Here is a 14905-nt window from a genome sequence, read left to right as displayed (position 1 = left end):
ATCCGTGGCTCCAGCGCGTCGAAATCGCTGGTGGTTTTCTGGTTCTCTTTTGCCACCAAAAGAGAACATCCCTCGGCAAGCAGAACCTTCCCCGCAGAGCGCATTTAAAATCGTCCCGTTGCCGGAGATCAACCGGCGCCCACCAGCGCTTCCCCGGTGCTGTTTTGCACCAGCAGCTCCTGCCCGGTAAGGCTGGAAAGCAGAGCAATGTAACTGCGCCCTGCCGGGAGCTCCAGCGGCTTGCCGTTGGAATCGTAGAGGGCAAGGGTACTCTCTACGCCCTGCGTCCATGTGACCTGCCACAGGTGTCCGCCGTTCAGCCAGACGCCGCCGCCCATGGAAAGGTCGTAGTCCAGCGTGTGGCCGTCGTCCCGCAGGGAAGAGCCGCTGTACAGGATGAGCAGGTTGTCAAAGGCTGCCTGTGTGCCGGTGTTGGCGTCCAGCTGGGGGGTGCCGTCCGCGTGCAGCATCCCGTAGGCAGCAAGAGCGTCATCGTAGACAAAGCCGGTGGCACCGCCGGACTGGAAATTCACGGTCACTTTTACCGCATCTGCGGCGTTTGCATCCGGCAGATGGCCGGTGTCCCGCTGGGGCAGCAGGGCAGGCAGACCGCCTGCCGTTTCGCTCTCGCTGCCGGAGGCGGTGTTCTGGTTCACGGCGGTGGAGATGCTCAGGCTGTCCAGCACCGAGGCGACCGCCTTGCCGCTGGTGCGCCACAAAGGCGTGCTGTTCCAGCTATAACCGGTGCTGACAAAGGCATTGCGCCCCACCTCCTGCGCGTCCACCGCGCGGAGGTTATAGTATTCCAGATACCGCTTGGCGTACGCACTGCTGCCGCACTGGATGGGCAGCACCTGCTGCCCGCTGAGCAGCCGCCAGTATAAGTCCTGCCCGCGCGTCACCGGCCCTACGATGGGCATGGCTTCAAGGGCGGGGTATACCAGACACAGCTCGGTGGAGCTGCCGCTCTCGGTCAGGGCTTCCAGCACCACCGAGGCGCTGCCGATGCCCCACTGGGTAGTGCTGCCGGTGGTGTTCTCAATGACCACCGCCGCCGCCCGCTGTTCCGGGTACAGCAGCTGCTGTCCGGTAAGCGGGTCTGCCGGGGCGGTGCTTTCTGCGGGCGCAGCGGCGGTGCTCCCGCAGCTGCCCAGCAGCACCGCGCACAGCACGGCTGCACCAAGGCGCAGGCTCCATTTGCGTTTCATGGGCTTCTCCCCTTACTGATAGTTGAAGTTTTGCCACTCGTCGTCGTCCACGATGGCCAGATAGGTCTTGCCCCGGTTGAAGCACAGCTCGCTGCCGTCGGCGGCATAGACCTTGAGCGGGTGCTCCGGGGAGGCTTTCTGCCATGTGCCCCGCTGCACTGCGCCCCGGGTGAAGAAATAGGCCTCGCCGCCGGACGCATAGTCCACCTGCTGCACGCCGCCGGAGTTGCCGGGGTAGTCCGCGATGCCCGCAAAACAGACCAGTAGATTGGTAAAGCCAAGCTGCTTGCCGGTCAGCTCGTCCACGGTGTTCTCAAAGGCACCGGCGGCGCGGCTGTACATGGACATTTTGTAAAGGTGATCCCAGCGGTTGTAGCTGAAGGTGGTCTTGTAGCTGTCCGAGTGCACGATGTTGATGGTCTTGGCGGCGGCAGCGCCGGACATCTTGTTCTCTGCGCCGGTGCGGTAGTCCGCAAAGCGGAAGAAGGTGCTCTCGTAGGGGTATTGCAGCCCGATCCCCGCGTTGGCAGCGGCCTGCCGGATCTCGGCACCGGAGGTGAACTCGGTGTGTTCATACGCCACATTGCGACCGCGGCTGTCGCGGTGCGCCACATGGGGATGGGTGGTGGTACCAAAGTAGCTCTTGCCGCCGATGTTCAGGCCGGAGTAGTTGTACACATTGATAAACTTGGTGCAGGGTGCACTTTCGCCATCGTGATAGTACAGCGCCTGCCACGGCATGAGCAGCTGCAAGAACTGGTCGCGGCCGGAGCGCAGCGGGCCCACTTCCGGGATGGCATTGGCGTCATAGTACACCGCACAGAAGCGGGTGATGCCACCCTCCACCTTGCTCTCGATGAGCAGGTCGGCAGAGCCAAGGCCGCGCTGCGGGCGGGCGTTCTGCCGCTGGGTGTTGCTGATGTTGTTCACCATCACACCCACCATGCGGCCATTGCTGCGGCGGGGCTCACCGGTAAGGGGGTCGGCGTTGTAGGCGGGCAGGCTGCTGTCGGCGCTTTCTGCCGGGGCTTCAGACGCAGCTCCGGCGTCCGGGGCAGCGGCTTCGGTGCTTTCAGAAGAGGCAGCGCTGCCGCTCTTCCCGAGGGTCTGCTGCAGCCAGTCGGAAAAACCGTTACCCACACAGGCGCTGCCGGTGGGTGCGCAGCCGGACAGAGCCAGCGAGGCGGCTGCCAGCCCCGAGGCACGAAGAACGGTACGGCGTGTGATCTTTTTCATGCAAAAAACCTCCTGATAAGAGTGTTCTGCGCAGCCCCGGCGCTGTCGGAACGGTTGCGCACGGTGGATGAAAACGAACGGCCTTTCGGCATTGCTTTGATTGTAATTGTAACGGTTCTTGCGGCGTTTGTAAAGTGAAAATTAGCGCCCGCGCGGGAAAGGATTTTGCGGTTTTTCACTCGTACTGCTCTGCCGCCGATTCATACATCCGCTTGAATTTATCTGCCAGCTCCTGCGGGGCAAGGATCCTGGCATCGTGGCCGAACTTGAAAAAGTAGTTTTCCACCTGACGCTGTGTGCAGGTAAAGGTGTACACTGCCCCCTCTTTCCGGGCGTACTGCGGCCGGAGATGAAGGATCTGCTGGTACTTTCTTTCCCCGGATGGCGTCAACCGGACAAGGATGGTCTGCCCTGCCCCCTGCTCCGGCAGGTACTGCACCCCGTTTTTCTGGATCGTCTCTGCGATCTTCCGCCGGTCGTCAGCGCTGATGAAGCCGCTGCATTTCAGGCTGCTGAGCTTTTTAATGGAGCTGAGCCGGACACACCCCATGCCCCATGGGCCGCCGGGCTGGGCCGAGGTCATGCCGACAAGGTAATTGTAGAGCTGCTCGGTGTCCTTCTGGATGCACAGGGGCTTCAGGTAGGTGATATTGTTCGGCGCAGCCGCGCCCCCGGTCGGCTTTTTTCTGCTGTTCAGGGTAAGCTTGAGCTTTTCCTGTCTGGTGATGGCCAGTTCGATGCTTTGCAGTTGCTGCTTATAATAGATGCGTTCCCGCTCCGCATAGGGCAGCGCGCAGTATTCCTCCAGAAGTGCTTTCAGGTAGCTGCCGACCTTGTCGCCGTAAAACGCGGCATCCTTCCGCAGCTCATCGGAAGCAAGCGCTTCCAGCACGGGCTTGCTGAGCCGGACGAAAAAAGAGCAGCCCTTGTCCTGCTGGCGGCAGCGCGCCTTTTCTTCAAGCTGTTCCTGCAGCAGTGCAAGCACCGCCACGGTACAGGCTTCGGCGTTCTCCTGCCCATGGAAGTACTCGGCAAGCTTTTCCTTTTCCGCGCCGAGCCGCATCCAGATGGAGGACTCCGCCGTTTCGTAAAGGTTCTGGAAAAGCTGGTTGACCAGTGTAGAAGAGGGGTCGCCGCCGGAGCGATTTTGTTTTTTGTCCGGTTCAAAGATCTCGTCATCCTGAAGCAGGATATTGTAGGCATGGCGGCTCACAGTCAGCCGCTGTTTGTTTCTGGAAAGATCCTCCAGAACTTCCTCAAGCTCCGAAAACAGCATCTTGCACCTCCGCAGGCTCAAAAACAGGCATTCGTTCCGTACCGGTACTTTTATAAGGCGATTATAGCATATCTCTACCTGAATTGGAACAAAAAATAAAGTTTTTTGTCACCTAGGAATTCCATTCAGGCTGCTGTATAATAAAGCCACAGTCAAGGGAGCCACCCCCACGGGAGCCGCCAGAGCGCAGCTTCCCGGGCAGGTTCCGGCTCATTTCGTTTTCGTTCATGTAATCTGCAACAGGAGGGTCTATCATGTTTATTCTTTCTACCGTTATCGCCGGCGCAACGCTGGGCGGCACCATCGGCGGCGCCATCGCCACCATCACCGGCACGTCCGTCGCCACCGGCACGGCTGTCGGCACCCTGATCGGTGCCGGGACCACTGCGGCAGCCTGCACCGTGCAGGGTACCGAGGCCGCAGCGCGCCAGCTCGCCTGAGCGCCCCGGCAGGAAAGGAGGTGTGTCCGTATGTTCACGCTTCTCACTGCGGCTACGGCCGCTGTGGTCTCCACCACCCCGCCCGTCGGCGGGCTGTTCCTCGCCGCCATCGGGCTCAAGGCCCTGTCCGACGCAGCCGAGATCTCCCGGGACGCCCGGGAGCACGACAGCGACCGCCGCTGACCCGGAAAGGAGGGTTTCTGCATGAGCCTGCTGCCCATGACCCGGCAGTGCGTCCACTGCCGCCGCACCTACAGCTATAACCCCTCGACCGGCGACCTCGGTCTGGTGTGCCGGTACTGCGGCAAAGCGCAGTGCTCCCCAGAGCCGCAGCATCTGCCGCAGCCCGCATTCCCTGCCAGTTTTCCTACCGCAGAACTTCCCCTCCGCAGGCGCGGAGGCCACCGATAAGGAGGTATCCTATGTCCATCTACAAGGCAGGCCGCCCGTGGAAATTCGACCCCACCACCGGGGCCGGACACAGGCCGCCCAATAGTCCCGGCGAGTACCGGATGCGGGACGGCTCCGGCTGCATTACATACATCGGGGAGACCAACGATCTCGCCCGGCGTATGCGGGAGCATATCCGCAGCGGTAAGCTGCCCACCGCTCAGGGCTGCGGCAGCACCCTTGAGTACATGGTGGCCGACGGCCGCTCCACCTCCCGTACCCGCCGGGAGCACGAGCAGCAGTCCATCGAGAAGCACCACCCCACCCTGAACCGCTCCAAAGGCGGGGAAGGCAGACCCGCCGGGAAGTGACGCTTCCGTGGCAGCCCCCGGGAACCTGAAAAGACACCAGCTTCGGCCGGTGTCTTTTTTGCTGTTCCGCACCCCGGTAAAAAGGCAGAGCCCTCTGCCCTGATAGCATGGAGAAAAAGTCCCCGCTTTTCTTGCATTTTGGTGCGCGATATGGTATCTTTTTATACAGGTAAACACTTCAGGGTCGGCAAACATTTTGTTACCTTTGCCGCCCTTGCATGATGACAGGAAGGAATGATACTTATGGGTTTTTTTGACAAGCTTTTTGGCGGCAAGTCCAAGGACGAAAACACCGCTAAGTTCACCAACCAGAGCAAGACCGTGCTGACCCCGCTGCAGGGCAAGGTGCTGGCACAGGCCGACATCCCGGACGAAACCTTTGCACAGGGCATTCTGGGCCCCGGCTGCGGCATCGAGCCCACCGGCGACACCGTATACGCCCCCTTTGACGGTACTGTGACCCAGATCGCCACCACCCTGCACGCTGTTGGCATTACCAGCAACGACGGCATCGAGCTGCTGATCCACGTCGGCATGGACACCGTGGACATGAAGGGTCAGGGCTTTACCGCTCTGGTCAAGGAGAACCAGAAGGTCTCCGCAGGCACTCCGCTGCTGAAGGTGGATCTGGACGCCGTCCGCGCCGCAGGTCACCCCACCGCCACCGCTATCATCGTGACCGATGGCGCCGGCGACGAAGTGAAGATGCTGGCAGAGGGTGATGTTGCCCCCGGCACCCCGCTGTTCAAGGTCTGATTTTTTTGCATCACAAAGAGGCCGCTGCAATCGCGCAGCGGCCTCTTTTTTGTGGAAAATATATTTTTACAGCGTGATGCCGGGCATCACCTTTTTTACGAAGCTCAGACGATGCGGACGCCCTTCTGGATGACGGCCTTGATGTTCAGCTCCTTATCCGCAAGGATGACGTTGCCGTAGCGTCCGGCGGCAAGGCTGCCGTAATCGTTATCCACGCCGATGCTCTTGGCGGGGGTCTCGCTGGCGGCGCGGACGGCGCTTTCCAGCGGCACGTTCATTTCCAGCACAGCGCGCTTCATGCAGTCGTACAGGCAGGTGTTGCTGCCCGCAATGGTGTCCGGGTGCTCGGTCAGGGTAGCGCGGGGGCCCTTGACCGTAATAGCCTGTCCGCCCAGACTGTACTGGCCGTCCGGCAGGCCACAGGACATGGCGCTGTCTGCGATCAGGCAGACGCGGTCGTCCCCGAAGGTGTTGAAGGTGAACCGCACCACGGCGGGGTGGATGTGCACGTTATCGGTGATGAGCTCCACCTCGGCATCGTGCTCCATGGCCGCAATGATGGGGCCGGGCGCACGGTGAGTGATGCCGGGCATGGCGTTGTACAGGTGGGTCATGTGGGTGGCACCGGCTTCAAAAGCCTTGACAGCGGTGTCGTAGTCGGTGCAGGTGTGGGCGATAGAGATGCGCACCTCGTTATGGCACTCCCGGATAAAGTCCAGATTGCCCGGCTCCTCCGGGGCAACGTCCACCAGCTTGATCAGACCGCCCGCACGCTTCTGCAGGCGGCGGAACATGGCGGCGTCTGCGCCCTGCACATACTCCGGGTTCTGTGCGCCCACTTTTTTGGGGCTGATGAAGGGGCCCTCCATGTTGATGCCCACAAGGTCGGCACCCTTGCCGTTTTTATGGGCGGCAGCGGCGTCCATCACCTTATTCAGAAACTCCTCCGGGTAGGTCATGGTAGCGGGGCAGATGGCCAGCACGCCCTTGCTGGCCTCAAAATCAGCCAGCGTCTGGATGGCCTCCTCGGTGCCGTCGCAGAAATCCTTGCCCATTGCCCCGTGGAAGTGGATATCCACAAGGCCCGGCAGGGCGTACAGCCCCTCGGCGTCCAGCACCTCCTCGCCCTCTTCCGGGGCGGCAAAGGGCACGATGCGGCCATCGCGGATGACGATGGTGCCGCGCTCAAAGGTGTGGCGTGGGGTATAGACCAGTGCATTCTGAAGGATCATACAAAACACCTCGTTCTTTCCTTGAAGCCGTTTTCATAAGCATTGCACACCGCCCGAACGGTCTTTTTGCTCGCATACTGCGTTGCTTTCCCTTGCAATCCACCAAGGATTGCTGCGGAAAATCGCCTTGTCTGCGGACAAAAATCCTCGTCGTTCGGCGCACCCCGCTTACGAAAACAGCTTCTTGCTTTTCACCCAGTATAGCACGCCGGGTGTTTTTTCAAAAGTCCTTTTGTGTGAACATTGTACCGCTGTGCATAAAAAGCGGGCCGCCGGGAGGGGGCGCTGTGCACCCCGCCCCCGGCGGCCCGGTTCATACTGCAAAATCAACCAGACTTTTGCAGTTCATTCTTTTCAGAAGTGCAGGATCACAGCATCTTCTTCAGCTCGTCGTAGACGAACTGCACCTTGGTGCCGATGATGACCTGGCAAGCGTTCTTGCTGGGACGGATGACACCGGCAGCACCGGCAGCCTTGACGGCCTTCTCATCGACCTTAGCGTTATCCTTCACCTCAAAACGCAGACGGGTTGCGCAGTAACCAACGTCCTTCACGTTCTCCTTGCCGCCGACAGCAGCCAGAACAGCAGAAGCGACTTCGGTGTAGTTGTTGTTAGCCAGAACGACCTTCTTCTCAGCTTCCTCGTCGTCATCCTCACGGCCGGGGGTCTTCAGGTCGAACTTGGTGATGGCGAAGTAGAACACGAAGTAGAACACCAAGAATGCTGCGATGCCCAGAGGAATGATCATCCAAGTCTTAGCAGCTGCGGGCAGGGAAGCGGAGAACACCAAGTCGGTAGCGCCTGCGGAGAAGCAGAAGCCAGCACGGAAACCGGAGTAGTAGGTGATGATGGTGAAGATGCCGTACAGAGCGGAGTACACAACGTACAGCGGGAAGCACAGGAACATGAAGCCGAACTCGAAGGGCTCGGTAACGCCGCAGACGAATGCGCAGATTGCAGCGGAGACGACCAGACCAATAGCAGCTTTCTTGTTCTTAGCGGTCTTGACCATAGCCAGAGCAGCACCGGCAATACCGAACATCATGCAGGGGAAGAAGCCGGACATGTACATGCCAAGGCTCCAGCCCACATCAGCGCTGGTCTCACCTGCCCAGAAGTGGGTCAGGTCGCCCAGACCGATGGTGTCGAACCAGAACACGTTGTTCAGAGCGTGGTGCAGACCGGTGGGGATCAGCAGACGGTTCAGGAAAGCGTAGATGCCTGCGCCGATGCCGTCCATGCCGACGATGCCTTTGCCCAGAGCGACCAGTGCACCGAAGATCAGCGGCCAGACGAACAGCAGAACAACAGATGCTACGATGGAGATCAGACCGGTAGCGATTGCAACAAAGCGCTTGCCGGAGAAGAATGCCAGCCAGTCAGGCAGCTGGGTATCCTTGAACTTGTTGTAGCAGGCAGCGCCGATGACGGCAGCCAGAATGCCGATGAAGGAGTTGCCGGCGACCTTCTGGTATGCAATGTAGGTAGCGGTGCCCTCTTCGATGTGGCGCACAGCGCTGACCACGCCGGGGTTCAGCAGCTGCTGCATCATCAGGAAGCTGACCAGACCGGCCAGACCTGCGGTACCGTCGTTGTCAGCAAGGCCGACAGCGGCACCGATGGCAAACAGCCATGCCATGTTATCGATCAGAGCGCCGCCTGCCTTGATGAGCAGGAAGCCGACGGTGTATGCTGCGCCGGAAGTTGCGCCCTCGGCACCCATAACAGCGGGAGCCAGAGCGTAGCCGATGCCCATCAGGATGCCGCAGATCGGCAGCACAGCGACGGGAAGCATCAGCGCTTTGCCCAGTTTCTGGAGATACTTCATCATAAGACACATTCCTCCTTAAAGAATGTTTGTGTTTACAGACAGTCTCTGGTTGCAGGCTGTCCACAGTTCCGTAACAGAATAGTAACATATTTTTGCAAAAAAAGAAAGTGGTTTTTTCTTTTTTCCATTAAAATGCGCCAAAAGTCCTTATTTGATGGCACATCTGTCAGTATTTTTTGTTTTTTCTGCACGCGTCCTGATTTAAGTGCTGAAAAATCTTTTCTTTTTATGTCTATTTTGTCCAAACAGTTGCATCCCACCATAAGTCCATATATTTTGCACTTTTTTATACGATGCGTTTTCCGTCCAGCACGGCCTGTTTCAGGGTGTCGCCGTCATACACCAGCTTGAGGGAAAAGTAGGGGTGTTCTTCCTCCAGCAGACGGAAAAAGAGCTTGTCCCCCTCCCAGATGGGCAGTTTTTGCACCTCAGACTTTTTCACCCACTGCAGTTCTCCCTCGGCGCAGGCATCGCCCCTTATCATCTCGCCCTCCCACCGGTCGGCGGTGTACAGGTGGATAAACTCGGTCATGTTGCCCCACACAAAGGTCAGCAGTCCCCGGGCGCGGTAGCGCGTCAGGGTAAGGCCGGTCTCCTCCCGCACCTCCCGCACAAGGCAGTCCTCCGGGCTTTCAAACCGTTCAAATTTGCCGCCCACGCCCACCCATTTGTCGTGGTTGTAGTCGTCCTGCTTTTTGATGCGGTGCAGCATCAGGTAAGCGTCCTCCCGCTCCAGATAGCAAAGGGTGGTGCTGAAGATGGGAAATTCCGGGTCCATAAATGCGCCTAAGTTCATGGGTCGCTCTCCTTTTTTGTCCGATGTTTTTTCGCCAGCTGGCGAGAATGCTTACCGTATGCCGCCGCTGCGCGGCGGCATACGCGTATCTTTTTTCATAAGAAAGGGCTGCTGCATGAAACGCTGTGCAGCAGCCCTTTGGGAAGTGTTTCCGCTGCGGATGCCCACGCAAAGCAGCGGAAGCGTTTTTCGATTTATGCCTTGCGCCCGGCGCGGCCCTTGCCTGCGCTGTTCAGCTTGCGCACCAGATCGTTCTGGTGCTTGCGCTGGCTGGGCGTGGGCTGGGGGTCTTTTGCCTCCCCGGCGCGCTTGCCGGTCTGGGCAACGTCAGGGTCGATGCGTTCCAGCGTCCACTCCTGATTGCCGCCCGCCACATAGTTCCAGATCTGCGCCTGTGCGCCGTTGGCGGTGTTCATGCCCACAAGGTCGATGTACTTATCCGCCAGCACATTGCGGATGCGGGTGCGCCCGCTGCGGGTAGGCTCCAGTGCCCAGCACTGGCTCAGCCCGCTGGTGCGGCTCCACTGGTGCAGCCATGTACCCTCCACCACGCCGCCAAGTGCCAGATCGATCATCTTGCCGGTAAAGCGGTTCTGGATGCGCCAGCGTCCCTCGCCCGCGTCCACAAACTGCCACTGCTGCCACGGATGCCCCGCATAACTCCACAGCTGGATGCCGGCGCCGTTCTCCGTGTTGAAATCCTTTACTTCCAGTACCTTCCCGTTGGGGGCCTTGATAATATAGTATTCCCCCTCCATAATGACGACCTGCGATGCCTTTGCCATAGAGCACAACTCCTTTCCGCTATGGTAGCCCTATTATACCCGATTTGCCCGCTGGCAACAAGAATGCTTTTCCATAATCTTTCTTTTGTTTTTTGTGCATTCTGTCGTGTTTTTGCGCCGCAAACGTTTTCGAAAATTAAATCTGCACCTTGCCTCAGGACAAAAGCCTTCACCCCTTGGGGGGAAGGTGCTGAACGAAGTGAAGCGGATGAGGGGTAATTTCCCGCAAGCTGCTGCTTGCCTGCGCCCTCATCAGTCACCTGCGGTGACAGCTTCCCCCGGACGGGGGAAGCCTTTAAGCGGAAATTGATTCCGATGGTTTTTACCGGCGGGCACTTTGCACTCCGGCGCAGGTTGTGGTACAATAAAGCCATCCACTATTAAGGAGGGGATCTTTCATGACTAACGAGACTTTACAAACCATTCGCAGCCGCCGCAGCTGCCGCGCCTACGAGCCCCGGCAGATCACGGATGCCGAGCTGGACGCCGTGCTGGAGGCCGGCACCTACGCCGCCAGCGCTATGGGACGCCAGAGCGCTAAGATCGTGGTCGTGCAGGATGCCGCTACCCGCGCCCAGCTGACCCGGATGAACGCCGCCGTCATGGGCACCGACAGCGACCCCATGTACGGCGCACCCACCATTCTGGTGGTGCTGGCCGATGCCCACGCAAACTGCGCCGTGCAGGACGGCAGCCTTGTCATGGGCAACCTGATGCTGGCTGCCGCATCGCTGGGGCTGGGCAGCTGCTGGATCAACCGCGCCCGGGAGGAGTTCGACTCCGCCGAGGGCAAAGCACTGCTGAAAAAGTGGGGCATTGAGGGGGACTGGATCGGCGTAGGCCACTGCATTCTGGGCTACCCCGCCGCCGCGCCCAAGCCCGCCGCACCCCGCAAGCCGGATTACATCGTAAAAGTATAAGGAGTTTTATGAAGCCTGATTACAAGCTGGTCGCAAAGGCCAAATACATCCACAACACCGCCGACCTTGCCAGCGAGCTGTGGCACGAGGTCTACAAGCGCTACTACCCCGCAAAGCAGCTGGACACCCTTGTGGAGGAGCTGCAAAGCGCCGACGCCATTGAAACGGACATCGACAACGACGTGAACTATTTTCTGGTGTTTCTGGGGGGCAAGCTCATCGGCTACTTTGCGTGGAAGATGGAGAACACCGCCCTGCACCTGATGCACCTGTACCTCAAGCCGGAATACCGCGGCAAAGCTATCGGCAGGGACATCGTGCAGACCTGTGAGCGGCTGGCCAAGGGCGAGGGCAAAGGCCGGGTGTGGTGCACCATCCACGCCAAGGCGCTGCCGGTGCAGCAGTTCTTCAAGGCACTGCGCTACCGCGAACTGCGCCCCGCCGAGCAGGAAAACGGCACCGTACCCCGCAACGAGCTGGTGTATGAGCATACCCTGAGCTGATTTCCGAAAAATCACAAAATAGCCATTGAAATTTATCCGCGTTTGTACTACACTGATGTAGTGTAATAAAGCCGCTGTCTGCGGGCATTCTGTGCAAAAAAGGAGACTATCATGGCGAAAGATCATCCCACCGGCAACTCCGGCCTGTACCAGGCTTTTCTGCAGCTCAAGACCCCGGAGGAATGCTATCGTTTTCTGCAGGACGTGTGCAGCTATTCGGAGCTCAGCGCAATGGAGCAGCGCTACAACATTGCCGAGCTGCTGGCCGACAAGTGCATCTACACCGAGATCATGGACAAGACCGGTGCGTCCAGCGCCATCATCAGCCGGGTCAGCCGGGTGCTGAGCGCAGACGACAGTGTACTGCGTGCGCTGCTGGAAGCTGAAAAAAAGTCCGCTGACTGACACAAAGGCCGCGTACCGCCAAAAGGGCATTGCCCAAAGCTGCGGCACGCGGCTTTTCTTTTTGATATTTGAACAGGAGGTTTTTCTTATGGCAAAAGCTGTTGTATTTTTTGCGGAAGGCACCGAGGAGTGCGAGGCACTGCTGGTGGTGGACCTGCTCCGCCGCGCCAAGGTGGAGGTGCTGGTGGCCAGTGCTTCCGGCAGCCGGGAGATTTTGAGCAGCCATAAGGTGCATATCACCGCCGATGCGCTGGCAGAGGAGGTCGATTATTCCGACGTAGATCTGGTGGTACTGCCCGGCGGCATTCCCGGCACGCCGAACCTTGCCGCCAACAAGACGGTGACCGACACCTGCGCCGCCTTTGCAAAGGCGGGCAAAAAGGTAGCCGCCATCTGCGCTGCGCCCAGCGTGCTGGCGGCACTGGGTCTGCTGGAGGGCAAAAACGCCACCGCCCACGCTGCATTTCAGGACAAGCTGGCCGGCGCCCATGTGCTGGACACCGAGGTGGTCGTGGATGGCAACATCACCACCAGCTACGGTCTGGGCGGCGCTATCCCCTTTGCGCTGGAGCTGGTGCGCCAGCTGGCGGGAGACGCCGAAGCCGACCGCATCCGCAGCGCCATCGCCTACCGGCACTGAGAGGAGGGAGACTGTATGCGTTTTGTCACCTGCCGCCTGCCGGACGGTGTGGAGGACCCCGCCATCCTCTCGCAGGACGGCACACAGGTCTGGCCGCTGAGCTGGCTGGGGCTCTCCTACGAGACCCTGTCCGACGCCATCCCCTTTCTCACCCCGCAGGTGCGGTTCGGTTTGCAGCTGGCCATCAGCGGCATCCCCGCGCTGCCGGTGGAAGCCGTCACCCTGCAAAGTCCCATCCCCTGCCCCGCGCAGGACGTGGTCTGTCTGGGCATCAACTATATGGCGCACTCGGACGAAGCCGAAAAGTACTCTGCGGATGCCTTTTCCACCCAGCATCAGGACGCCATCTACTTCTCCAAGCGGGTCAGCCGCGCGGTACCGGACGGCGGCTTCATCGAGGCGCACACCGACCTTGTGCAGAAGCTGGACTACGAGTGTGAGCTGGCTGTGGTGCTGGGCAAGGATGCCAAGGATGTGCCCGCCGGGCAGACCAAAGACTATGTGTTCGGCTACACCATCCTGAACGATGTCTCCGCCCGGGACGTACAGACCGCCCACAAGCAGTGGTATTTCGGCAAAAGTCTGGACGGCTTTACCCCCATGGGGCCCTGCATCGTCACCGCCGACGAATTCGACACCTACCCGCCCGCGCTGCCCATCCGCAGCCGGGTGAACGGCGAGCTGCGGCAGGATTCCAACACCAAGCTGCAAATTTTTGATATCGATCACGTCATCCACGAGCTTTCGCAGGGCATGACCCTGAAAGCCGGTACCATCATCGCCACCGGCACCCCTGCCGGGGTGGGCATGGGCATGGACCCGCCGCAGTTTTTGCACCCGGGCGACACCGTGCAGTGCGAGATCGAAGGGATCGGCACGCTGACCAACACCGTGCGCTGAATCTCCTTGTGGAACTGCCCAAAATTTTACACGGATTTCAGTCCGATTGCACGAAATGCCGCCGCAGTACTGCTCTTTTGCGGAAAAATATGGTATACTATAAAATACTGATAAAAAATGCGGCGCATCCGCATCAAAGGGGTAAATGACATGAAGGAATACGCATTTGGCATCGATCTGGGCGGCACCACCGCCAAGGTCGGCCTGTTCACCACCAGCGGCAAGCTGCTGGAAAAGTGGGAGGTAAGCACCGATACTTCCAATAACGGTGCTCACATTCTGGAAAATCTGGCTGCTGCCGTGCAGCAGAAGATGCAGGAAAAGGGTCTGTCCGCAGACGAAGTCGAGGGTGTCGGTCTGGGCGTGCCCGGCCCGGTGCTGGATTCCAGCATCGTGCCCATCGTGTGTGCAAACCTTGGCGGCTGGGGCAACCGCAACGTGTCCATTGAGCTCAGCGAGCTGCTGGGCGGCATCCGGGTGCTGGTGGGCAATGACGCCAACGTGGCTGCTTTGGGCGAGATCTGGATGGGCGCGGCACAGGGCTGCCGCAGCGCCGTCATGGTCACGCTGGGCACCGGCGTGGGCGGCGGCGTCATCGTGAACGGCAAGGTCATCGACGGCGCTCACGGTGCCGGCGGCGAGATCGGCCACATCACCGTCAACCCCCACGAGACCGCAGTCTGCGGCTGCGGCAAGCGCGGCTGTCTGGAGCAGTATTCCAGCGCCACCGGCGTTGTGCGCTGCATGAAGAAGCTGCTGGACGCAAACCCGGACACCGCCTGCACCCTGCGCGGCAAGGACTTTGAAGCCAAGGACGTGTTCGACGCAGCCCGCGCCGGGGACGCACTGGCCGCCCGCGAGGTGGACGAGATGGCCTCCACGCTGGGCATGGCACTGGCAAACATTGCCGCCACCACCGACCCCGAAATGTTCATGATCGGCGGCGGCGTGGCCCGCGCGGGGGAGATTTTGTTCAACCCGCTGGTGCGCCACTACAAGGAGTACGCCTTCCAGTCCTGCAAGGAGACCCCCATCAAGGCCGCCAGCCTTGGCAACGACGCCGGCATCTATGGTGCCGTGCGCCTGATCGTGGGTGCCTGATCAGGGAATACCGATAGCTTTCAAACCAGCCAAGCCTGCGGGCTTGGCTGGTTTTGTTTTTGCGGGGAAAGGTTCTGCTTGCCGAGGGATGTTCTCTTTTGACACCAAAAGAGA

18 protein-coding genes are annotated in these 14905 nt (G+C 59.9%); 11 read left to right on the top strand and 7 right to left on the bottom strand.

Annotation, left to right across the window (positions count from 1 at the left end):
• Positions 1–128: 128 nt before the first annotated feature.
• The 3 genes from WMO44_RS13455 to WMO44_RS13445 form a co-directional block, all read right to left on the bottom strand.
• Entirely contained in the window at positions 129–1208 is a 1080-nt protein-coding gene (locus tag WMO44_RS13455) for a DUF3048 domain-containing protein (protein ID WP_349152891.1), read from the bottom strand.
• Positions 1209–1220: 12 nt separating this feature from the next.
• A complete protein-coding gene (locus WMO44_RS13450; RefSeq protein WP_349152890.1) occupies positions 1221–2444 on the bottom strand; it encodes a DUF3048 domain-containing protein in 1224 nt (407 codons plus the stop codon).
• Between the two features lie 175 nt (positions 2445–2619).
• Entirely contained in the window at positions 2620–3720 is a 1101-nt protein-coding gene (locus WMO44_RS13445; protein WP_349152889.1) for a BRCT domain-containing protein, read from the bottom strand.
• Positions 3721–3974: 254 nt separating this feature from the next.
• Between WMO44_RS13445 and WMO44_RS13440 the strand changes: the two genes are divergently transcribed.
• From WMO44_RS13440 to WMO44_RS13420, 5 genes are all read left to right on the top strand, one after another.
• Positions 3975–4160, top strand: coding sequence for a hypothetical protein (locus WMO44_RS13440; protein WP_055186471.1), 186 nt, complete (start codon positions 3975–3977; stop codon positions 4158–4160).
• A gap of 30 nt (positions 4161–4190) precedes the next feature.
• Complete coding sequence (locus tag WMO44_RS13435) at positions 4191–4343, top strand: hypothetical protein (protein WP_349152888.1); 153 nt, start codon at positions 4191–4193, stop codon at positions 4341–4343.
• A 21-nt stretch (positions 4344–4364) separates the two neighbouring features.
• Positions 4365–4571, top strand: a complete 207-nt coding sequence (locus WMO44_RS13430; RefSeq protein ID WP_097779422.1) for a hypothetical protein — start codon at positions 4365–4367, stop codon at positions 4569–4571.
• 11 nt (positions 4572–4582) lie between these two features.
• The gene (locus tag WMO44_RS13425; RefSeq protein WP_349152887.1) at positions 4583–4921 is read left to right on the top strand and encodes a GIY-YIG nuclease family protein; all 339 of its coding nucleotides are present in this window, start codon (positions 4583–4585) and stop codon (positions 4919–4921) included.
• Positions 4922–5164: 243 nt separating this feature from the next.
• Entirely contained in the window at positions 5165–5677 is a 513-nt protein-coding gene (locus WMO44_RS13420) for a PTS sugar transporter subunit IIA (RefSeq protein ID WP_118658597.1), read from the top strand.
• A gap of 104 nt (positions 5678–5781) precedes the next feature.
• Here the strand turns inward: WMO44_RS13420 and nagA are convergent, their stop codons facing one another.
• The 4 genes from nagA to WMO44_RS13400 form a co-directional block, all read right to left on the bottom strand.
• Positions 5782–6909, bottom strand: a complete 1128-nt coding sequence (gene nagA / locus WMO44_RS13415; RefSeq protein WP_097779420.1) for an N-acetylglucosamine-6-phosphate deacetylase — start codon at positions 6907–6909, stop codon at positions 5782–5784.
• Positions 6910–7277: 368 nt separating this feature from the next.
• Positions 7278–8741, bottom strand: coding sequence for a PTS transporter subunit EIIC (locus WMO44_RS13410; protein WP_097783338.1), 1464 nt, complete (start codon positions 8739–8741; stop codon positions 7278–7280).
• 286 nt (positions 8742–9027) lie between these two features.
• Complete coding sequence (locus WMO44_RS13405) at positions 9028–9537, bottom strand: NUDIX hydrolase (RefSeq protein ID WP_055186465.1); 510 nt, start codon at positions 9535–9537, stop codon at positions 9028–9030.
• Positions 9538–9731: 194 nt separating this feature from the next.
• The gene (locus WMO44_RS13400; protein WP_113621550.1) at positions 9732–10322 is read right to left on the bottom strand and encodes an RICIN domain-containing protein; all 591 of its coding nucleotides are present in this window, start codon (positions 10320–10322) and stop codon (positions 9732–9734) included.
• 398 nt (positions 10323–10720) lie between these two features.
• On the opposite strand from WMO44_RS13400, the gene WMO44_RS13395 reads away from it, so the two are divergent.
• The 6 genes from WMO44_RS13395 to WMO44_RS13370 all read left to right on the top strand — a co-directional run bounded on the left by WMO44_RS13395 (position 10721) and on the right by WMO44_RS13370 (position 14791).
• Positions 10721–11242 (top strand): nitroreductase family protein, encoded by a 522-nt coding sequence (locus WMO44_RS13395; protein ID WP_015537659.1) that lies wholly within the window; start codon positions 10721–10723, stop codon positions 11240–11242.
• 8 nt (positions 11243–11250) lie between these two features.
• A complete protein-coding gene (locus WMO44_RS13390; protein ID WP_097783334.1) occupies positions 11251–11745 on the top strand; it encodes a GNAT family N-acetyltransferase in 495 nt (164 codons plus the stop codon).
• Between the two features lie 111 nt (positions 11746–11856).
• Positions 11857–12150, top strand: a complete 294-nt coding sequence (locus tag WMO44_RS13385) for a YerC/YecD family TrpR-related protein (protein WP_097779415.1) — start codon at positions 11857–11859, stop codon at positions 12148–12150.
• 88 nt (positions 12151–12238) lie between these two features.
• The gene (locus tag WMO44_RS13380; protein WP_249252934.1) at positions 12239–12790 is read left to right on the top strand and encodes a DJ-1 family glyoxalase III; all 552 of its coding nucleotides are present in this window, start codon (positions 12239–12241) and stop codon (positions 12788–12790) included.
• Positions 12791–12805: 15 nt separating this feature from the next.
• Positions 12806–13690, top strand: a complete 885-nt coding sequence (locus tag WMO44_RS13375; protein WP_113992453.1) for a fumarylacetoacetate hydrolase family protein — start codon at positions 12806–12808, stop codon at positions 13688–13690.
• Between the two features lie 150 nt (positions 13691–13840).
• Positions 13841–14791: an ROK family glucokinase gene (locus WMO44_RS13370; RefSeq protein ID WP_242983260.1), complete on the top strand. Its 951-nt coding sequence runs from the start codon at positions 13841–13843 to the stop codon at positions 14789–14791.
• Positions 14792–14905 lie beyond the last annotated feature (114 nt).

The sequence above is a fragment of the Faecalibacterium tardum genome (assembly GCF_040096515.1).
Lineage (GTDB): Bacteria > Bacillota > Clostridia > Oscillospirales > Ruminococcaceae > Faecalibacterium > Faecalibacterium tardum.
Note: the sequence above shows the minus strand (reverse complement) of the source record. Positions and strands in the feature narration are given on the sequence as shown.